The sequence below is a fragment of the Rhizobium album genome, from assembly GCF_003122325.1.
Lineage (GTDB): Bacteria > Pseudomonadota > Alphaproteobacteria > Rhizobiales > Rhizobiaceae > Metarhizobium > Metarhizobium album.
Window position 1 is genome coordinate 261,870 of record NZ_QFBC01000002.1, and the last position, 20,787, is coordinate 282,656.

Below are 20,787 nucleotides of genomic sequence, written 5' to 3' on the forward strand. Positions count from 1 at the left end.
CCCCGGCGGTCGCCACGATCAGGCAGCCGCCGTTTCCGTCGACCGACGGCGGATATCCGCCAGCACATGCAGGCAGACCGCCGCGACGACGACGGCGCCGCCGATCATGGTGACGGCGTCGAGGCGTTCGTTGAACAGCAGCCATACCCATAACGGCGCCAGCGGCGCATCGAGCGCGCCGATCAGTGCCGTCTCCACCGGCGGCAGCAACCGCGCGCCGTAAAGCAGCAACCCCAGGCCAAACGCAAAGCCGAAGATGCCGAACAGCGCGACGATGGCGATATCGCCGGTTGCCGCCGCCAGCGGCGTTGCGAAAGGCAAGGTCACCAGTGATCCCAGAACCGCCGAGATTCCCGCCGACATCAGCACCGGCGTATCCGGAAACCGGCGCATGAGAATGTTCGTCAGCGCCATGCAGATCGTCATCAGCACGGCCAGAAAATCCCCGAACAGCCCGCCGGTGCCGCCAGTGCCGACCATCAACGCGACACCCGCCAATGCGGCCAGGCTGGCGACGATGGCGCCGCGGCCCGGCCGCTCGCTCAACAGAAAGAAACCGAAGGCCGCCGAGACGAAAGGAGCTGTTGCAAAGATGATCGCCACATGCGCAACGCTGGTGCGATGCAGCGCGGTGATGAAAAAGATCATGCTTGCCGTGGTCAGCAGGCAGATGGCCCAGCCGGGCGGTCCCAGGCGAAAGAAATCGCGCCGTGCCTGGCGCGGTGCCAGAAGCAGGAGCGCTGCCAGCAGCACGGCCCCGCCCCAGACACCCCGCCAGAACAGGATCGTCGCGCTGTCCATCGCCACCAGCCGGGTCATCACCCCCGCCGTGCTCAGGAGAACGGTCGAGACCAAAACGGTCGTCAGTCCGATGACATAGGGCGAGAATTTCATGATGGATCCGGCAGTTCGAAGAGACAATCGGCAGATGGCCTATCAGATCCCTGCTGACAACATGCTGTCAACACTGTTCAATCCCCAGTGATGTTTCGGAGGATGGGTGATGGCACGGTCGGCAAGGATGTTCGAGATTATCCAGATGTTGCGGACGGCCCAGGCGCCGCTGACCGCCGAAGAAATCGCCCGGCGGCTGGAGGTGAACAAACGCACGGTCTACCGCGACATCGCCGCGCTGCAGGCGACACGCGTGCCGGTCGAAGGTGCTGCCGGCATCGGTTACGTGCTGCGCAACGGCTTCGATCTGCCGCCGCTGATGTTCACGCCCGAAGAAATCGAGGCGATCACCGTCGGCCTGTCTCTGATCGCCCGCACCGGTGACCGCAGCCTGGAAGCGGCCGGCGCCAACGCCATCGCCAAGATCGACGCCGTCCTGCCGCCGCCCCGGCCGTCGGTCGCCCAGACGCACCTGTTCGTTTCCCCCTGGCACGCCATTCCGGCTGCGAAAGTCAGCATGCGGCTGATCCGCCAGGCAATCCGCGAAGAGCGCAAGCTCAAGCTGCGCTATCGCGACCAGGCCGATAGCTTGACGGAACGTATCGTCTGCCCGCTTGCCATCGTCTATTATATCGAGGGCGTGCTGCTGGCCGGCTTCTGCGAGTTGCGCAACGGCTTCCGCCACTTCCGTCAGGACCGCATCGAGGCGTGCGACGTGCTGGACATCGACTTCGGCGACACCGGCGCAGGATTGCGCAAGCAATGGCGGGAAACCCATGATATCTTCTATTACGAACGTCAAAGAGGTGCACCCGGCAAGCCGGAACATGACAAATCCGTAATGATATAACGCATCCGTGATCCCTTGAATCACGGTTCTGCCGCACTTATCTCTTACCTGGATTGGTGCGGGATCGATCGATCCGTACCGCAAGGCCTGCTCGGAGAGGGCGGATTTACCGTCCAGAGGGGCCACACTATTTTGGAAAGGGGGCGCTCCATGGCCCGCAGTTCTTTACCCAGTATTACCGCCGGTGAAGGCGGTCTGAACCGTTATCTCGATGAAATCCGCAAGTTCCCGATGCTGGAGCCGCAGGAAGAGTATATGCTCGCCAAGCGCTACCAGGAACATGGCGACCGCACCGCCGCCCACAAGCTGGTGACCAGCCATTTGCGCCTCGTGGCGAAGATCGCCATGGGTTACCGCGGTTATGGCCTGCCGATCGGCGAAGTCGTCTCGGAAGGCAATGTCGGCCTGATGCAGGCCGTCAAGAAGTTCGATCCGGAACGCGGCTTCCGCCTGGCAACCTATGCCATGTGGTGGATCAAGGCGTCGATCCAGGAATACATCCTGCGCTCCTGGTCGCTGGTGAAGATGGGCACGACCGCCAACCAGAAGCGGCTGTTCTTCAACCTGCGCCGGCTGAAGGGCCGTATCCAGGCGATCGACGAAGGCGACCTGAAGCCGGAACAGGTGGCGGAAATCGCCACCAAGCTGAACGTTTCGGAAGAAGAAGTCGTGTCGATGAACCGCCGCCTCTCCGGCGATGCGTCGCTCAACGCGCCGATCAAGGCCTCGGAAGGCGATTCCGGCCAGTGGCAGGATTGGCTCGTCGACGATCACGACAGCCAGGAAGCGGTGCTGATCGAACAGGACGAACTCGACACCCGCCGCCGCATGCTGGCCCGGGCCATGAGCGTGCTCAACGATCGCGAACGCCGCATCTTCGAAGCCCGCCGCCTCGCCGAAGACCCGGTGACGCTGGAGGAGCTTTCGGCCGAATTCGACATCAGCCGCGAGCGCGTACGCCAGATCGAGGTTCGCGCCTTCGAGAAGGTTCAGGACGCCGTACGCAAGGACGCCCTGGACCGCGCCAAAGCTTTGCGGGTTGTCGAAGTGGCGAACTGAGGGGCGGATACGCCCATCGGCGCAAACCGCCATTCTCTTACCGACGTCGTCCTCGGCCTTGAGCCGAGGATCACGAAAAAGGCATTTTATGCCTTTGTCAGAAGTCTGAGGGCGCGGCACACCGCGCCCTTTTTTATGCCCAGAGTTTACTGACCGCTGGCCGGCGCGTTGGCGAGGGTCAGCCAGGCCTGAACCGCCTTGTTGAAGGCGTCCATCCCCGGCTCTCCCTTTTCCAGGGTCAACAGCGCCCGACGGCCGTTGCGGTAGGTGATCGGCATGTCGATCCAGCCGCGCGTGCGCAGCAGTTCGAGGTTGGATGCCCGCGCCTCGGGAAAATCGTTGAGCGCGATCATATGGAAGTCGTCGGTGATCTTCGCCGGCACGGCGATCAATGCGTTGCCGCGATCCTGCTCCGTCTGCTTCATGGCGATGCGCTGTACGCTGTCGATGGCGCCGCCTTCGAAATCCTGCGGCAGCGAGAAGACGATCTCGACGAGATGGCTGGCGGGCAGCGATGGATCGGAGTTGCGCTTGAAGGTCATCAGCGCCGAAAGGCCGCGATCGGGAACGTTGATCTGCCCCTGCACGGTCGGCTCCGGCTTGCCGTCTTCGCCGGCTTCCTGCTGCAGCGACCAGACCACGGTGCCCTGGATCGCCGTCGGGACAGACTGGCCGATACGCTCCTCATAAAGGAACATTTTTTGCGCGCCGGCAACAGCGGCGGGTTGCTGCGTACCCTGGGTGGTATTTTCGGCCGCCGGTGTCTGTGTCGCACCGTCGACCTGCCCGGTTTCGGCCGGCACCGTCGTCTGCGTATCCGCCGGGGTCTGGTTGCCCGTCGTGGCGGCGCCGCTGGTATCGGTGGTCGGCGTGTTGCCTGCCTCGTTGGCCGCAACGTTCTGCTCGGCAACCGACTTGCCCTCGGTCAGGATCGCTTCGCCGCCCGGTCCTTCGTCTACCTCGGAACCGTTGACGAGAAGCCGCTGCGTGAATTTGTTCGCTGCCGGCACATTGCTGGTGTCGAGGGCTGCAAGATCCCTGGACGTATCGGTTGCCGTCGGCGTGGTGGCCGGCTTGGTATCGTTGCCGGTCGTCTGTTCCGTTGCCGGGGTGTTTGCCGTCGTCTCGGGCTTGGTCTCGGTCGAGGCCTTCTCTTCCGGCTTCTTCTCGAGGCCGGGGATCTGCGGTCCGCTGTCGACGAGGTTGGCCACCATGTCCTTCAGGCGATCCTGGTACAGCCAGGCGGCATAACCGCCGCCGCCCAGGGCAACGGCCAGCAGCAAAGCAAGGCCGAGCACGGTAAAATTGAACCGGCGTTTCGGCTCGACGCGGAACGACTTGCCCGGCCGCGGTGAAGCAACGCCGTTGGAAACGGCAGCTGAAGCCTGGCGGTCGCCACCACGGCCCGAATGCTTGTTGTCACCGATCAGGTCGTCGAGATCGTTCCAGCTGTCCTGCGATTTGTTTGCGGCCGTCGCAACGGCCGGCGTCAGCGGTCCGACTTCGCCGGAGAAGGCATCGCCGTCGTCGAAAGGATCGATGGCCTTGTTGTCGGCGGCGCGCTGCGCTCCACCTGCCTGTGCATCCGGCCTGCCTTCTTCTCCGAAGGAGGTTTCATCCCAATCAAGCAGATCGAGGGCCGGCGGCATCTTGGGCTCGGAAAGCCGCTCGTCGCTCGGGGTGCCGGCGGCATAGGCCGCCGCGCCAGCAGAGCCGGCAACCTTTGCCGCCGTCTGGCCGCTGGTCTCCGCTTCGGGAAACGCCCAGTCATCAGCCTTTCCGGCGGTCTCTGATGCCGGCACTTGTGCCGGTGTTTCGTGCTCGACGGCGACAGGGTCGTCGAAAGGCTGGACCGGGTCGACATCGTCATGGCTGGCAGAAAGACGGGTGTCGTCCTGCTCGCGCGCCGACGGCAAAGGTTCTGCCCAGTCGGTTTGCGCAGCCGTCGCCGGCACCGTCGGCAGCGGTTCCGGCTCGTCTTCCCACGGCTCCGCGAACGGGCTGCTTTCCTCCGTCCGCCCGGGCTCCGGCGACTGCCAGGCCTCGGCGGCATTTTCCGTCGAAACCTGCGGCTGTTCGTCCGGAGGCGTCTCCTGCCACATGCCGATATGCCGCTCGTCGGGAACCAGCCCCTGCGACGACCGCTCGTCCGGCGGAACGTCGGAATGGTCGGCCGGCGAATCCCAAGGTTCGGACACGTCCGTTACCGCGGGCTGCGCTACAGCGAGATACTCCTGCTCCACCTCCTCGATCACCTGATCGAGCTTGTCGAACTGCCGGGCGATGCTTTCGTCGGAGGGACGCGGCATGAGATTGCCGAGATAATTCCGGACGGAAGCCCGGGCATTGTCGTAAATCCGCGCACGGATCTCCGCCGAGTTGACCGGCTGCGCATCGATCGCCTGGCGAATGACGGCAGCGTCGAGAACCAGCTCTTCGACACCCGACGTCGGCTGCTCCGGCTCTCCGGCCGTCTCCGTCGGCAGGGCTTGCCGCTCTTCCGGTTCGGCAGGGGTTTCCCAAGGCTCAGGTTCCGGCTCCGCATGGGTTTCGACAGGCGTCTCCCAGGGCTCCGGCTCGGCGTGCACCGGCGTTGCCGGCTCGCTGTCGGTCTTCGCGACTTCAACAGGTGGATCCCAGGGCTCGCGCTCATCCTCGGCGGGCGCCCATGCCTGCTCGGCAGCGGCAACCTCCTCAGGTTGCTCCTCCTCGGCGACGGCCGCGAGCGCATGGTCCTGCCCGGTGGGTTCGGCTTCCGGCTCGGCGTCGGCTGTCACAGCGTCATCGTAAGCCTGCCGCTCGTCTTCGGCGGCATGCTGCTCCGGCTGCTGCCAGTCCTCGGCCGCCTCGACCGGCTGGTCCTCGTCGCCGGCGGGCAATGCCTCGGCGTGCTCGCTTTCGACGTCGCGGATGGCGAGTTCGAGCTTGTCGAGCTGACGGCGTAGCATTTCTTCCGGCGGCCGGGGCTTCATGCTTTCGAGTTGGCGCTGGACTGCTCCGCGCGCCTTCTCATAAACTTTCACCCGCATTTCCGGAGTGTTGTCCGACAGACCGTCTACCGCCCGCCGAATGACTGCTGCAAAATCCGCCATCAGCACTTTCTCATGAATACCGGTATCCCACCGATAATATTAATACCACAAGCTGTGGCGACATTAGTCCTCAAAAGGATCGGTCACAAGTATGGTGTCGTCCCGTTCCGGGCTGGTCGACAACAGAGCGACCGGCGCGCCGATCAGTTCTTCGACCTGACGGACATACTTGATCGCCTGGGCCGGCAGGTCTGCCCATTTACGAGCGCCGACCGTCGATTCCTTCCAGCCTTCGAGCGTGATGTACACGGGCTCGACGCGCGCCTGCGCGCTCTGGCTCGCCGGAAGATAGTCGATCTCCACGCCGTCGAGCTTGTAGCCGACGCAGATCTTCAATTCATCGAGGCCGTCGAGAACGTCGAGCTTGGTGAGCGCGATGCCGCTGATGCCCGAGGTCTTCACCGTCTGGCGCACCACCACCGAATCGAACCAGCCGCAACGGCGCGGACGACCGGTGTTGACGCCGACCTCGCGACCGACAGTCGCCAGGTGCTTGCCGATCTCGTCGTTCAATTCGCAGGGGAACGGGCCTTCGCCGACGCGCGTCGTGTAAGCCTTGGTGATGCCGAGCACGTAACCGATCGCCGTCGGGCCGAGGCCGGAACCGGCAGCCGCCTGGCCGGCGACGGTGTTGGACGAGGTGACGAAAGGATAGGTGCCATGATCGTTGTCGAGCAGCGCCCCCTGGGCGCCTTCGAACAGGATGCGGGCGCCGGCCTTGCGCTGCTCGTCGAGCAGGCGCCAGACCTGGTCGATATAGGGCAGGATATGCTTGGCGACCGAGGTCAGCTCGTCCTGCAGCGACTGCACGGAAATTTCTTCGAGGCCCATGCCGCGGCGCAACGCATTGTGGTGGGTGAGCAGGCGTTCGATCTTGGCCGGCAGCGTATCGGGATCGGTAAGGTCGATGACGCGGATGGCGCGGCGGCCGACCTTGTCTTCATAGGCCGGGCCGATGCCGCGGCGCGTCGTGCCGATCTTCGTGCCGCTGTTGGAAGCGGCATCCTCGCGCAGCGCATCGAGATCGCGGTGCAGCGACAGGATCAGCGGCGCATTGTCGGCGATGCGCAGCACCTCCGGCGTCACGGCAACACCCTGGGCGCGCAGTTTTTCGACTTCGGCGACGAAATGATGCGGATCGACGACGACGCCGTTGCCGATGACCGAGAGTTTGCCGCGCACCAGGCCGGAGGGCAGAAGGGCGAGCTTGTAGCTGACCCCATCGATCACCAGCGTATGGCCGGCATTGTGGCCGCCCTGGTAACGCACGATCACATCGGCGCGCTCGGAGAGCCAGTCGACAATCTTACCCTTGCCTTCGTCGCCCCACTGCGAGCCGACAACCACGACATTCGTCATCTCAAATTCCTGTCATCTCAGCGCCTTGCGCCAACCCAAACCCGCGCATCTATACTGTTTTGTTTTCCGGAAAGCGACCCTGTTTGACTCCACAATTGGCTTTTTGCGTGACAAAAGGAAGTCCCGGCGCGGCGCTATCCCACAAAACCTGTGCCGGCAATCACAATCGCAGAACCAGACACGCCCCGGCAGAGGGCGGCAAACGGAAGAAACGCCTTGTCCATCAAAGCTTATGTCTACCTCACGATCGCGGCGCTGTGCTGGGGTGGCAACGCCGTCGCCGGAAAGCTGGCAATCGGCCATATCAGCCCGATGATGCTGACCTTCTGGCGCTGGGCCTTCGCCTTCATGCTGATCGTCGCCATCTCCGTGCCGCAATTGAAGAAGGACTGGCCGCTGCTCAAGCAGAACTGGCTGCTGCTGATGGTGCTGGGCGTGATCGGCTATACCAGCTTCAATGCCTTCCTCTATACGGCGGTGCTTTATACCACGGCCATCAACGTCGCCATCGAGCAGGCGGGCATTCCGGTCTTGATCTTCATCGCCAACTTCCTGCTCTACCGCACGCGGGTGTCGCTGGCGCAGATCGTCGGTTTTGCCGTCACCCTGCTCGGCATCGCGCTGACCGCCTCGCATGGCGATCTCATGAGCCTGGCACAGCTGACGCTCAATTTCGGCGATGCGCTGATGATGCTCGCCGTCGTCGCCTATACCGTCTACACGCTGCTGCTGCGCTGGCGCCCGCCGATCCACTGGAAAAGCCTGATGGCACTGCCGGCGCTCGGCGCCCTTCTCGCCTCCGTGCCCCTGCTCGGCTGGGAGGCCGCCGCCGGCAACGCCATCTGGCCGGATGCCAGCGGCTGGGCGATCGCACTGTGGACCAGCATCTTCGCCTCGCTGGTGGCGCAAATTCTCTACGTCATGGGCGTCGACGGCATCGGCCCGAACCGGGCCGGCCTGTTCATCAACCTCGTTCCGGTGTTCGGCACGCTGCTGTCGGTGCTGCTGGTCGGCGAAGACCTGCAGCTTTTCCACGTCATCGCGCTCGTGCTCGCCCTCGGCGGCATTGCCATTGCCGAGCGAGGGAGACCGCGCCAGTAACCCGTCACGCCGCCTTGCCGGTGATCGCTTGCGCGCGGGCTCGGGTCGGCGCGGCGAAGGTTTCGGACAGCCGAACCACTGTCACCCGGTCGAGGATCTTCGGATCGACGACGTTGTCCTTGTCGGCATATGTGCGATAGGCCTCCGCCAGCGCCTTGAAGAAACCCTTCACCGCGGTTTCGCTGGCGGCGATCTTGATCTCGCCGAAGTTCGGCTCGAACACATAAAGATGCGAGCCGTAACCGAAAAGCTTGCCGCTCGAGTGATAGGCCGCAATGCAGTGATTGTCCTTGCCGAAGCTCAGCAGGATCAGGAAATAATTGTTGTGGCCGCCGGTGTGCGTATAAAGCGGGTGCAGGCATTCGTCGGCCGCCGCTCGCATGAAGCGGGTGGAATCGGCAAGGTTTGCCGACATGCCGCTTTCAGCGAAGGCCAGCGCCGCATCGAGTTCCGTCGTCTGTCCGCTGAAAGCGGAAGACCGGCTTTTCGTCAGCACGCTGAGATAGGCTTTCTGGCGGGCGATGGCGCTGGGAGCCTGGCTCTTGATAAAAGCGATCCGCTTCGCCGAACCTTCCGATTTGTATTTCTTGTGCCGCGCCACCCATTCCGCCGACAGGCCGACGCAGATGCCGTAGGACACTTCCTCGTCGGCGACGGCGAGATCGCGCTGTTTGAACGCAACGCCATTCTTCATATAGTCTGCTGGCAGTTCCATGACTTCACCTCCGGTTTTCCAGACGGTGAAGCCAAACCCGTAAATGAATTCTTGCCTGTTTCGACGCATCTCTACGTTGACCAAAAAAGGTCAGGCGCGGCTGACGATCAACCCTCCGCGACCGGCGCATAGGCCGCCGGATCGACCGATGCCGGCCGGCCATCGAGCGACAGGCGGCTGACCTTCGCCGGCGTCTCGCTGATCACCTTGCCGCGGCGGACGACGAACAGCCGGGTCGCCCGCATGCGGACCGCCTCTATGGCGTCCTTCGCCTGCAGGATCACCAGGTCGCCGTTGCAGCCGACATCGAGGCCGTAATTGTCGAGTTCCATGACCTTGGCCGGGTTGGTCGTCACCGCCTCAAAGCAGAAACGCATGGCTTCCCGCGACGACAGCTGGCCGACATGCAGGCCCATATGGGCGACGTCGAGCATGTCGGCGCCGCCCAGCGAATACCAGGGGTCCATGGTGCAATCCTGGCCGAAAGCGATGTTGATGCCGTAGTCGCGCATCTCCTTGACGCGCGTCATGCCGCGGCGCTTCGGATAGGTGTCGTGCCGGCCCTGCAGCATGATGTTGATCAGCGGATTGGGCACCGCATGCACCTGCGACTCGGCGATCAGCGGCAGCAGTTTCGAGACGTAATAATTGTCCATGGAATGCATGGAGGTGAGGTGCGAGCCGGTGACGCGGCCCTGCAGGCCGAGGCGATTGGTCTCGTAGGCCAGCGTTTCGATGTGGCGCGACAGCGGATCGTCGCTCTCGTCGCAATGCATGTCCACCGGCAGGCCGCGGCGTTCGGCGATCTCGCAGAGTGCGGTCACCGACATGGCGCCGTCCTCCATCGTCCGTTCGAAATGCGGAATGCCGCCGACGACGTCGACGCCGAAATCCAGCGCCCTCTCGAGATTTTCGGCAGCGGTCGGCGAGCGGTAATACCCGTCCTGCGGGAAGGCGACGAGCTGCAGGTCGAGATAGGGTTTGACGACGCGCTGCACATGCAGCAGCGCCTCCACCGCCAAGAGCCGGTCGTCGCAGATATCGACATGGGTGCGCACGGCGAGCAGGCCCTGCGACACGGCGAGATCGCAATAGCGCAGCGCCCGCTCGACGACGGCATCGAAGGTGAGGATCGGCTTCAACTCGCCCCAGAGCGCGATGCCTTCCAGGAGCGTGCCGGAGACATTCATGCGCGGCAGGCCGAGCGACAGCGTCGCATCCATGTGAAAGTGGCAATCGACGAAAGGCGGCGAGACGAGATGGCCGCCAGCATCGATCGCGCGGCCCGCCTCGGCAGAGAGGTTTGGCTCGACGGCGGCGATCTTGCCGTCGCTGATGCCGATGTCGAGGCCGGTGCGGCCATCGGGGAGTGTCGCGTTGCGGACGATCAGGTCAAAGCTCATCTTGTCATTCCGTTCTCAGCGCTGGCCGCGCACATAGGGGATCATCAGGGCCTTGGGATAGCTCGCCCGCCGTGACCAGACGACGAGGGCGACAATCGACAGGATATAGGGGATCATCAGGAAAATCTGGCTCGGCAGGAAAGCGCCCACAACTTGTTGCAGCCGCACCTGGAAAGCGTCGAAGGCGCCGAACAGGATGGCGGCGAACAGCGCCTTGCCGGGTTTCCACGAGGCGAAGACGGTGAGCGCGATGCAGATCCAGCCGCGCCCAGCGACCATCTCGAAGAAGAAGGCGTCGAAGGCCGACATGGTGAGGAAGGCGCCGCCGATCGCCATGATCGCCGAACCGGCGACGACGGCGCCGGTGCGCAGCCACAACACGTTCAGGCCCTGCGCCTCGACGGCGGACGGGTTTTCACCGACGGCACGCACGGCGAGCCCCAGCGGCGTCTTCGCCAGGAACCAGGCGAGCACGCCGACCAGCACGAAGGCAAGCAGCGTCAATGCCGTCTGCTGGAACAGCACCGGCCCGAGGAACGGAATGGAGGAGAGCACGGGAATATCGAGCGGCTGGAACGGGACGATGCGCGGCGGCGTATCGACGTTCGGCAGGATGACACGGTAGGTGAAATAGGCGGCACTCGTCGCCAGCATGGTGACGCCGAGACCGCTGACATGCTGCGACAGGCCGAGCGTGACGGTGAAAAAGGAGAGAAGCAGCCCGAACAGCGCGCCCATGAAGGCGGCGACCACCACCCCGGTCCAGAGGTCCGCCCCGGCATAGACCGCCAGCCAGCCTGACATGGCGCCGACCGTCATGATGCCTTCGATGCCGAGATTGAGCACGCCGGATTTTTCGCAGAGCAGCGCGCCGAGCACGCCGAAGATCAGCGGCGTGGCGATCCGCACCGCCGCCGCCCAGAACGACACCGTCAGCAGGATATCGAAGACCGACGCCATCAGGAGGCCCTCCCCCGCGCCGGCAGCGACCAGCGGATGCGATACCGCGTCAGCACGCCGGACAGCAGCACCGACAACAGCCCGAGCGCGACGATGAGATTGGCGATGTAGCTCGACACCGTCATCGCCCGGCTCATGGAATCGGCGCCGACGAAGACCGCCGCGACGAAGAAAGCGGCAGCGATGACACCGATCGGCGACAGCCCCGCCAGCATGGCGACGACGATGCCGGCATAACCATACCCCGGCGACAGGTCGTTGGTGAGATATCCCTTGAGGCCCGCCACTTCTCCGACGCCGGCCAGGCCGGCGAAGGCGCCCGAAAGCGCGCCGACCAGCAGCATCGTCTTCGTCACGCTCATGCCGGCGAAGCGGGCGGCGGCCGGACTGGCGCCGACGGCGCGGATGCGAAAACCCGGCACGGTGCGGCGCATGAGGATTTCCGTGCCGATCGCCGCCAGGATGGCGATGATCAGCCCGGCATGCACCCGGGTCTTGTCGATCAGCTTCGGCAGGGTGGCGCTGTCGAGGATCGGCTCGGATTGCGGCCAGCCCATGCTCATCGGGTCCTTCATCGGTCCCTCGATCATCATCTGCACGAACAGCGCGACGATGAAATTGAGCAGCAGCGTCGTCACCACCTCGTCGGCGCCGAGCTTGACCTTGAGCACGGTCGGCCCGAGCATCATCAACGCCCCGGCGACGGCACCGGCTATGCAGATGCCGAGGATCATCAAGGGCGCCGGGCCGTCGAACCGGCCGGAACCGATGGCCACCGCCGCCAGCGCGCCGATATAAAGCTGGCCTTCAGCACCGATATTGAACAGCTTTGCCCGGAAGGCGATCGCCGCGGCAAGCCCGGTGAGGATCAGCGGCGTCGCCCGCGCCACCACCTCCGTCAGCGCAAATTGCGAGCCGAGCGCGCCCGAGATCATCACGCCATAGGCCTGGAAAACGTTGACGCCGGCGGCCAGCAGCGGGATTGCCGCCAGCACCAGCGAAATCACCGCCGCCAACACGGGCGCGCCGTAGATCAGCAGCGGGCTGGGCGCGGTTCGGGGTTCGAGCCTCATCATCAGGCGGCCTCGTTGTCATGGCCGGCCATCATCAGGCCTAGCGTCTTCAAATCCAGGTCGGCGGACGCAAAACTGTCCGTCAGCCGCGAGCGGAACATCACCGCGACACGATCCGAAAGCTCGAACAACTCGTCGAGGTCTTCCGTGATCAGCACGATGGCCGCGCCACGCTCACGCGCCAGGAGCAGGCGGCGGTGCACCTCGGCGACGGCGCCGACATCCAGCCCGCGCGTCGGCTGGTTGGCGAGGATCAGCCGCGGCGCGTCATCCAGCGCCCGCGCCAGAATCGCCTTCTGCATGTTGCCGCCGGAAAGCTGGCGGATCGGCGCGTCCGGACCCGGACAACGGATGTCGTAGGCCTTGATCGCCTCTTCCGCCCGTGCCCGGATGGCGCCGAATTTGAGGAAGCCGAAGCGCTGGAAGCGCCGGCTGCGGATCGTCTCCAGCGCGATGTTTTCGGCAATCGTCATCGATCCGACGGCGCCCTCGTGATGCCGGTCTTCCGGAATGCGGCCGACGCCGGCGGCGACGAATTCCTGCGGATCACAGAGGGACATCACCTTGCCGCCCAGCGACAGCGTACCGGCCGATGGCGTCACGAGGCCGGACAGAAGGTTGGCCAGCGCCGCCTGCCCGTTGCCGGACACGCCCGCGATGCCGACGATCTCGCCTTCGCGCACCGTCATGCTGACGTTTTCGAGCCGCTGGCGGATGTTGGCCCCGCCAACGGAAACATCGGCGAGGATCAGCACAGGCGCGCCCGGCGCCCGCGGCTCGCGCTTCGACCGGCTGACGGCACGGCCGACCATGAGTTCGGCCAGTTGCGCCTTGTCGCTGCCCCTGGTCGGGATCTCGGCCACCTTGCGCCCGCCGCGCAGCACCGCGACGCGGTCGCTGCCCGAAACGACCTCATGCAGTTTGTGGGAGATGAAGACGACGGAGAGGCCATGAGCGGCGAGGCTGCGCAAGGTTTCGAACAGGCCATCGCTTTCCTGCGGTGTCAGCACCGCCGTCGGCTCGTCGAGTACCAGGATGCGGGCGTCGCGATAGAGCGCCTTCAGGATCTCGATGCGCTGGCGTTCGCCGACCGAAAGCTGCGACACCTGCGCGTCGAGATCGATCTTCAATCCGGACCGCTGCATCAGGCCGGCAAGTTTTGCCCGCGCCGCGCTGTTTGCCCTGCTGAGGCGGAACAACGGCTCGGTGCCGAGCGTGATGTTGTCGAGCACGGTGAGATTTTCGGCCAGCGCAAAATGCTGGTGCACCATGCCGATGCCGGCATCCAGCGCCGCACGCGGGCTTCCCGGCGGCAAAGGCTGCAACGCGCCTGCCCCGTCGGCGACGAACACGCCCCCTTCATCGGCGACATAATGCCCGAAGAGGATGTTCATCAGCGTCGTCTTGCCGGCACCGTTCTCGCCGAGCAGCGCCAGGATCTCGCCCTTGCGCATGACGAGGTCGATGGCCTCGTTGGCGACGAGCGGCCCGAAGCGCTTGGTGATGCCGCGCAGTTCCAGAACAACCGGATTTTCGTCCGTCATGGCCTTCCCACCGGAAAAAGATCCCGGTTCCGCCCTGGAGGATATTGGCGGAACCGGGCCCGTCAGCGACGATTACAGGGTGGATTTCGGCTCTTCGTCATTGATGGCAACGGTAAAGGCGCCGGACTTGATCTCGGCCTCCTTGGCCTTGACCAGATCGATGACATCCTGCGGCACCAGCTTCGGATCGAGCGGCGCCAGCGAACAGCCGCCGGCGGCCATGTGGCTGAGCGGACCGTAACTCTCCGCCTTGAAGCTGTCGGTCACGACGGCGTTGATCGCCTTGTCGATCGACGGTTCCATGTGCCACAGCGCGCTGGCGATGACCGTGCCCGGATATTGCTCCGATGTATCGATGACGTTGCCGATCGCCTTGACGCCTTTCTCCTTGGCCGCGTCCGACACGCCGAAACGCTCCGCATACATCACGTCGGCGCCCTTCTCGATCATCGCGAAGGCGGTTTCCTTGGCCTTCGGCGGGTCGTACCAGGAGTTGATGAAGGAGACGAGGAACTTGGCGTCCGGATTGACCGACAGCACGCCGGCCATGAAGGCCTGCATCAGCCGGTTGACCTCGGGAATGGCGTAGCCGCCGACCATGCCGATGACGTTCGACTTGGTTTCCTTGCCGGCGACGATGCCGGTGAGATAGGAGGCATCCTGGATGTAGTTGTCGAAGACGGAGAAATTCGGCGCCTGCTCCGGGAAGGACGAGCCCATCAGGAAGGCGATATCGGGATAATCCTCCGCCACCTTGCGGGCGGCGCGCTCCAGGCCGAAGGCTTCGGCGATGATCAGGTCCTTCTTGGCTTCGGCATATTCGCGGATGACGCGCTCGGCATCGGTGTTGGCGACGTTTTCGGAATAGACATAGGTGACGTCGCCGCGGGCTTCGGCCGCCTTGAGCGCCAGATGCAGGCGGCTGATCCACTGCTGTTCGATCGGCACGGACGTGACAAGCGCAACGGCAATCGGCTTCGGCTTGGCGAAGGCGGGAAGTCCGAGCGCCGCCACCAGCGCGGCAGCCCCTGCCCCCTGCAGCAGCAGCCGGCGCGTCATCATCCCGTCGATCATCAGACTTTTCATGCAATGGCCCCCTCTGTCTCTATGACTTTTATTTTTGACCTGGCGCGCCCCATGACAGGAGCATCGTGCAACGGTCGCGCGGATGGCGTCGCCGTCGCATCTTTTGTTTCCTAATATATGATTGCTAGCATGCCCAAAGTTTCGCCACAAGCCGGCGAAGCATTTGAATAGAAAAGATTTTTTGCAAAATTTTGCAGCAAGAAGCCTAATATTCGCGCACCTTTCGGCTACGAATCCGGCACGTTTTTCCGCTGGAGCAAGTGGCAATCCAGGGCATAGTAGCGAAAGATGCCCGGCAGGCAAATAAAAACGGCACGACCAAATTGCGCCAAGGGACAAAGGCGAATTCGGCCGTGCCGGAGGAGTTAAGGCAAGTGGCGCAGTCACGACCGCTTGTCGTCACGAGCGACACGCCGTAGCGCCTCGTCGATCAGTGATTTTGACTTTACACGGCAGCCTTTGAAGTCGCCTTAAATCAATGGGCGCAATTTTACGGAACGGCGTTTTTCCCGTCAGAGGATGACGCATCCTGCCCGGCGAGGATCATCAAGGCGACCGGCCGCGGCAATGGAGGCGGCAACCTCCTTATCCTCGGCTTGTTAATGCTGTATCGTGCCATAGCTTTCCTGGAAACAACGGCTTCGGCCAGGAGGACGAGAGAAATGGCGACGGTTCAGGGAGTATATCTGGCATTGTTCGGGCGGCCCGCAGATCCGGGCGGGCTGACTTATTACAACAACATTACGGCCTCGGGAGCCGACCTTGCACCGATACTGGGAACGTTGGCAGCGACCATGGAATACAGGTCCAGATTTTCCGGAATGGAAAACGATCGCGTCGTCAACGAGATATTCAGAAGCTTGTTCAACCGGAATGCCGACCAGGCGGGAGCCAGTTTCTTCGCCAATGAGTTAAGCTCGGGACGGCAAACCATCGAAACGATTGCCGTCAACATCCTCGATGGCGCAACGGGAACCGACAGGACGACGGCCGATAAAAAGCTGGCGGCGGCGGCTGCCTATACCGATGCGCTGAAAACATCGCCCGATGCGCTGGCAAGTTATACCGGCGGTGCGGGAGAGACGCAGGGTCGCGACTATCTGCGCATGATAGACTCGCATTCTCCCTCCCCGCCCGATCCCGACAAGCTCACCAATGCGATCGTCGACCTGCAGATCAAAATGGCCGGGGACGATGCCGTCGTGCATACCCGCAACGGCCCTGAGCTGAATGCGTCGAATCCGAGCCTCTCACGGGCGGAGGTGCTTCACATCCTGCCCGGAGACAGCGGCCTCACCGACGCCAATCGTGACGTCATCAAGGGTTTCCAATCGGGCATCGACCGCATAACCTTCGAAATTCCCGGAGGCGCCGGCAGCGCCGCCAATTTCCGGTCGCTGTCGTCATCCTTTTCCGATGCGGCGGCTGCGAATGCTGCCGCAGACGAGGCGCTCGACGGGAAGGTTCTCTATGTGCTTGCCGACGTCGGAGCGGACAAATTCCTGTTCGTCGACAGCAATGGCGACGGCGCGGCCGACATATCGGCAAAACTGGTCGGGCAGGCGGAATTTTCGATGTACGACATCGTTTGATGACGACATTCGGGTCGGTCATATGACGGCAACAAAAAACCCCGCGGTCAAGCGGGGTTCCTTGAAGCTTGTCGGAGCAGATCAATTCCAGCTCTGACGGCCGTACCAGTCGTCGACATCCTGCCGGGCGCGGTCTTTTGCAATCCCGTAGCGCTCCTGAATCTTGCCTTCCAGCTGGTCGCGCTTGCCGGCGATGACATCGAGGTCGTCATCCGTGAGTTTGCCCCACTGCTCTTTGACATTGCCCTTGAATTGCTTCCAGTTTCCTTCGACGCGATTCCAGTCCATGTCTTTCTCCTTTGTGGTTGCTGTCCGGGAGATAAACGCGACAGCGGCCGTATGGTTCGATGACGGAGGTCCTATTTTGAGATTTCGTCAGAATGGCTCTTGGGTGTGTGTTCTGCGGAACAAAAAGCCGCGCACTCGGTTCCTGAACAAACAGAGGAGAGAGTGATGATAAGCACAGACACCTGGTTGAAGATCATTTGCAGCATGATGATCAACGCCGTTGTTTTCGGCTTCGGCGCCATTGCGGTCATGACCGTGCCCGTTCTCAACGAGAACGCAAAATTCGCGATACCGGCTGTCGTGGCCCTCAGCTTCGTCGTTTCGCCCCTCATCGCATCCTATATCGCTCCCCGGATGCGCTTCAGGAATTGGGGGAAAGAAAGCTGGGTGCGGGGAGACCTTATTTCGGGCTGAGATTTATCAGCGGACCTGCACCTTACCGGGTCAGAGGATGCGCGCATGGTTTCCGGCCACTTTGAGAACGGTCAGCGTGCCGGTGGCGAAGGCGGCGGTATCGATGCCGATGCGGCCCTTGGCGAAAACCGGTTCGTCCGTCGGCGTATGCCCGTGAATGACCAGCAGCGGCAGGCCCGCTCCCTCCGACAGGAACGGTTCGCGGATCCACAGGAGGTCGCGATCCGTCTGCTCCTCGATGGCGACGCCCGGCCGGATGCCGGCATGGACGAAGACCAGCTTGCCGACCTCAAGAAGCGCCGGCAACGCCCGCAGCAGGCGGATATGCCGTTCCGGGATCGCCTCCATGGCCGCTTCCGCCACGGCCTCGAAACTGCGGCTGGTCTGCAGGATATGGGTAACGTCGACGCCGTAGGACGCCAGCATTTCGTGTCCGCCCCAATCGAGCCAGCCGCGATGATCGGCCGGCGCATCGAGAAAGCGCAGGAAGGTATCCTCATGGTTGCCGCAGAGCGTGATGCGCTCCAGCCCCGCCGGCGGCACGCTGCAGATGTGTTCGACCACCGCATTCGAAGCCGGCCCGCGATCGATGTAATCTCCGAGATAGACGACCAGCACCGGCCCTTTTTCGGTGGCGCTGTCCGCGAGAATCCGCCGTTCTGCCTCGATCATCTCGTTGTAGCAGCCATGGACGTCGCCGACCGCATAGATGGCCGCGAAATCGCCGGCCTCGTAGCGCAGCCGCGCCCGAGGATGATCGGCGAATGTCTCCTGCTCCGCCATTCCCAGCAATTTTCGAATGAAACGCATCGCACCTTCCAACCAGACGCCCCCGCGCCGCCATTGTGTACAGCGGCTGCGGCGAAATTACGAGACGAGACCGAAGGCTATTTCGGGACGCGGGCAGACGCCGCGCTCAATCGAGAAAATCCTTGCGGGCTTCCAGGTACCATTCGACGAAAGCGCGCACTCCATCCTTGAGGCTGGTTTCCGGCTTGTAGCCGGTCAGTGCTACCAGCAGGTCGGGGCTGGCATAAGTGCGCGGCACGTCGCCCTTCTGCATCGGCAGCATCCGCCGTTTCGCCGGACGCCCGAGCACCTCTTCCACCGTCTCGACGAAATCGAGCAGCCCCACCGGCTGGCCGCCGCCGATATTGACGACGCGGAACGGCGCCTGATGCGAAAGCGTGTCGATCACGCCGGGGACCTGCACCCGGTTCGCTTCGGCGGGCACGACGGCAGACAGCCTGACGATGCCGTCGACGAGATCGTCGACATAGGTGAAGTCGCGGCTCATCCTGCCTTCGCCATAGATCTCGATCTCGCTGCCGTCGAGAATGCCCTTGACGAACTTGAACAGCGCCATGTCCGGCCGGCCCCAGGGACCGTAGACGGTGAAGAAGCGGAACGCCGTCGTCGGGATCTTGTGCAGGTGGGAATAGCTGTGGGCCATCACCTCCGTCGCCTTCTTGCTGGCGGCATAGAAGGTCAGCGGCTCGTCGGTCCTGTCGCTTTCGCGGAAGGGGATATCGGGATTGGCGCCATAGACCGACGAGGTCGAGGCGAGCATCAGGTGACGGATCTCCGCCCTGCGCGCCAGTTCCAGTACGTTCCATGTGCCGGAAAGATTGGCATCGAAATAGGCTCTGGGATTTTCCAGGCTGTAGCGCACCCCTGCCTGGGCGGCAAGGTGAACGATGACATCGGGCTTTTCGATGTCGTAGGCGGCGGCAAGCGCCTTTTCGTCCTCCAGCATGCCGATAAAAGGCTTGAAGGCCGGGAACTGGGCGAGTGCCGCATGGCGCGCCTCCTTGAGGCGCACATTGTAATAGGCCGTCATGCCGTCGAAGCCGGTGACGGAATGGCCCTCTTCAAGCAGGCGGCGGGCAAGATGGAAACCGATGAAACCCGCGGTGCCGGTGATCAGGTAACGCATCTACGCGGCACCACCCGACTTGCGGCCGACGCTGTGATACTCGAAGCCATGCCGCATCACCTCCTGCGGCGGATAGACATTGCGCAGATCGACCAGCAGCGGCGCGTTCATCAGCGTCTTCAACCGGGCGAAATCGAGCGCCCGGAACGCGTCCCATTCCGTTACCAGCACCAGCACGTCGGCACCGTCTGCGGCATCATAAGGGCTGGTGGCGTAGACGACGCCGTCGATGACGCTTTTTGCCGCCTCCATGCCTTCCGGATCGTAGGCGCTGATGACGGCGCCGTTGTCCTGCAGGGCCTGGATGATGGCGATCGACGGCGATTCGCGCATGTCGTCGGTATTGGGCTTAAAGGTCAGGCCGAGGACGGCGACCTTCTTGCCGCGCACGTCGCCGCCGCCGGCGGCGATCACCTTGCGCGCCATGGCCCGCTTGCGGTTGTCGTTGATGGCGACGGTCGCCTCCACCAGCCGCATCGGGCTGTCGTGGTCCTGGGCGGTCTTGGCGAGCGCCAGCGTATCCTTGGGAAAGCACGAGCCACCGTAACCCGGGCCGGCATGCAGGAACTTGTCGCCGATGCGCTTGTCGAGGCCGATGCCCTTGGCCACCTTCTGCACGTCGGCGCCGACGCGCTCGCACAGGTCGGCAATCTCGTTGATGAAGGTGATCTTCATCGCCAGGAAGGCATTGCCGGCATATTTGATCAGTTCGGAGGTGCGCCGTTCGCAGAACATCAACGGCGCTTCGTTGAGCGACAGCGGACGATAGACATCCTTCATCACCTCGATGGCGCGCGGCTCGACGGTGCCGATGACGACGCGGTCCGGCCGCTTGAAATCCGAGATCGCCGCCCCTTCGCGCAGGAACTCCGGATTGGAGACGACCTCGATATCCGCTTGCGGATTTTCCTCGCGCATGATCCGCTCGACCTCGTCGCCGGTGCCGACGGGGACGGTCGACTTGGTGACGATGACGGTGAAGCCGGTCACCGCCCGGGCGATTTCGCGGGCGGCGGCGTAGACATAGCTGAGGTCGGCATGGCCGTCACCGCGGCGCGACGGGGTGCCGACGGCGATGAACACCGCATCGGCGTCACGCACCGCTGCGGCGAGATCCGTGGAAAAGCTGAGGCGGCCCGCCTTGGCATTCGAGGCGACCAGGGCGTCGAGGCCCGGTTCGAATATCGGAATCAAGCCTTTGCGCAGGCTCTCGACCTTGTCCTCGACCTTGTCGACGCAGACGACGCTATGGCCGAAATCCGCAAAACATGCCCCCGAAACAAGCCCGACATAACCCGAACCGATCATTACAAGACGCATAAGATCCTCTTTGGAGCATCGGCGCACCGTGGTTTCGCAGGCGCCTTTCCGACAGTGGCGGCATGCTTAACGCGCTTTAACGTCCGGTTCAACGGCAGGCT

The 20,787-nt window shown here is 63.4% G+C and carries 18 protein-coding genes; 5 read left to right on the forward strand and 13 right to left on the reverse strand.

The window, feature by feature from the left end; genetic code table 11:
* Positions 1-18: 18 nt before the first annotated feature.
* Complete coding sequence (locus DEM27_RS05400; protein WP_109457181.1) at positions 19-894, reverse strand: DMT family transporter; 876 nt, start codon at positions 892-894, stop codon at positions 19-21.
* Between the two features lie 109 nt (positions 895-1,003).
* Between DEM27_RS05400 and DEM27_RS05405 the strand changes: the two genes are divergently transcribed.
* Both DEM27_RS05405 and rpoH read left to right on the forward strand, forming a co-directional pair.
* Entirely contained in the window at positions 1,004-1,744 is a 741-nt protein-coding gene (locus DEM27_RS05405) for a helix-turn-helix transcriptional regulator (protein ID WP_109457182.1), read from the forward strand.
* A 150-nt stretch (positions 1,745-1,894) separates the two neighbouring features.
* Entirely contained in the window at positions 1,895-2,803 is a 909-nt protein-coding gene (gene rpoH, locus DEM27_RS05410) for an RNA polymerase sigma factor RpoH (protein ID WP_109457183.1), read from the forward strand.
* 146 nt (positions 2,804-2,949) lie between these two features.
* Here rpoH and DEM27_RS05415 read toward each other — a convergent pair whose 3' ends face one another.
* Both DEM27_RS05415 and DEM27_RS05420 read right to left on the reverse strand, forming a co-directional pair.
* Positions 2,950-5,895 (reverse strand): hypothetical protein, encoded by a 2,946-nt coding sequence (locus tag DEM27_RS05415; protein WP_109457184.1) that lies wholly within the window; start codon positions 5,893-5,895, stop codon positions 2,950-2,952.
* 63 nt (positions 5,896-5,958) lie between these two features.
* Positions 5,959-7,254, reverse strand: a complete 1,296-nt coding sequence (locus tag DEM27_RS05420) for an adenylosuccinate synthase (RefSeq protein ID WP_109457185.1) — start codon at positions 7,252-7,254, stop codon at positions 5,959-5,961.
* 216 nt (positions 7,255-7,470) lie between these two features.
* Here DEM27_RS05420 and DEM27_RS05425 point away from each other — a divergent pair, with 216 nt between their 5' ends.
* A complete protein-coding gene (locus DEM27_RS05425; RefSeq protein ID WP_109457186.1) occupies positions 7,471-8,355 on the forward strand; it encodes a DMT family transporter in 885 nt (294 codons plus the stop codon).
* Positions 8,356-8,359: 4 nt separating this feature from the next.
* On the opposite strand, the gene DEM27_RS05430 is transcribed toward DEM27_RS05425, so the two are convergent.
* From DEM27_RS05430 to DEM27_RS05455, 6 genes are all read right to left on the reverse strand, one after another.
* Positions 8,360-9,070 carry a YopT-type cysteine protease domain-containing protein gene (locus DEM27_RS05430; RefSeq protein ID WP_165823351.1) on the reverse strand — a complete coding sequence of 237 codons (711 nt, stop codon included), beginning with the start codon at positions 9,068-9,070 and terminating at the stop codon, positions 8,360-8,362.
* Between the two features lie 107 nt (positions 9,071-9,177).
* The gene (locus DEM27_RS05435; protein WP_109457188.1) at positions 9,178-10,473 is read right to left on the reverse strand and encodes an amidohydrolase family protein; all 1,296 of its coding nucleotides are present in this window, start codon (positions 10,471-10,473) and stop codon (positions 9,178-9,180) included.
* Between the two features lie 15 nt (positions 10,474-10,488).
* A complete protein-coding gene (locus DEM27_RS05440) occupies positions 10,489-11,433 on the reverse strand; it encodes an ABC transporter permease (RefSeq protein WP_109457189.1) in 945 nt (314 codons plus the stop codon).
* Complete coding sequence (locus DEM27_RS05445; protein WP_109457190.1) at positions 11,433-12,509, reverse strand: ABC transporter permease; 1,077 nt, start codon at positions 12,507-12,509, stop codon at positions 11,433-11,435. The genes DEM27_RS05440 and DEM27_RS05445 overlap by 1 nt, the downstream gene beginning before the upstream one ends.
* Positions 12,509-14,050 (reverse strand): ABC transporter ATP-binding protein, encoded by a 1,542-nt coding sequence (locus tag DEM27_RS05450; protein WP_109457191.1) that lies wholly within the window; start codon positions 14,048-14,050, stop codon positions 12,509-12,511. The genes DEM27_RS05445 and DEM27_RS05450 overlap by 1 nt, the downstream gene beginning before the upstream one ends.
* Positions 14,051-14,122: 72 nt before the next feature.
* Positions 14,123-15,136 carry a BMP family protein gene (locus tag DEM27_RS05455; protein WP_205908866.1) on the reverse strand — a complete coding sequence of 338 codons (1,014 nt, stop codon included), beginning with the start codon at positions 15,134-15,136 and terminating at the stop codon, positions 14,123-14,125.
* A gap of 794 nt (positions 15,137-15,930) precedes the next feature.
* Between DEM27_RS05455 and DEM27_RS05460 the strand changes: the two genes are divergently transcribed.
* Positions 15,931-16,728, forward strand: coding sequence for a hypothetical protein (locus DEM27_RS05460; RefSeq protein WP_474176022.1), 798 nt, complete (start codon positions 15,931-15,933; stop codon positions 16,726-16,728).
* Positions 16,729-16,809: 81 nt separating this feature from the next.
* Here the strand turns inward: DEM27_RS05460 and DEM27_RS05465 are convergent, their stop codons facing one another.
* A complete protein-coding gene (locus DEM27_RS05465) occupies positions 16,810-17,016 on the reverse strand; it encodes a CsbD family protein (protein WP_109457194.1) in 207 nt (68 codons plus the stop codon).
* 204 nt (positions 17,017-17,220) lie between these two features.
* Here DEM27_RS05465 and DEM27_RS05470 point away from each other — a divergent pair, with 204 nt between their 5' ends.
* The gene (locus DEM27_RS05470) at positions 17,221-17,430 is read left to right on the forward strand and encodes a hypothetical protein (RefSeq protein ID WP_109457688.1); all 210 of its coding nucleotides are present in this window, start codon (positions 17,221-17,223) and stop codon (positions 17,428-17,430) included.
* 30 nt (positions 17,431-17,460) lie between these two features.
* Here DEM27_RS05470 and DEM27_RS05475 read toward each other — a convergent pair whose 3' ends face one another.
* The 3 genes from DEM27_RS05475 to DEM27_RS05485 form a co-directional block, all read right to left on the reverse strand.
* On the reverse strand, positions 17,461-18,240 hold the full coding sequence (locus tag DEM27_RS05475; protein WP_245445670.1) for a metallophosphoesterase: 780 nt from the start codon (positions 18,238-18,240) through the stop codon (positions 17,461-17,463).
* A gap of 106 nt (positions 18,241-18,346) precedes the next feature.
* The gene (locus tag DEM27_RS05480; RefSeq protein WP_109457196.1) at positions 18,347-19,366 is read right to left on the reverse strand and encodes an NAD-dependent epimerase/dehydratase family protein; all 1,020 of its coding nucleotides are present in this window, start codon (positions 19,364-19,366) and stop codon (positions 18,347-18,349) included.
* Entirely contained in the window at positions 19,367-20,686 is a 1,320-nt protein-coding gene (locus tag DEM27_RS05485; RefSeq protein ID WP_109457197.1) for a UDP-glucose dehydrogenase family protein, read from the reverse strand.
* Positions 20,687-20,787 lie beyond the last annotated feature (101 nt).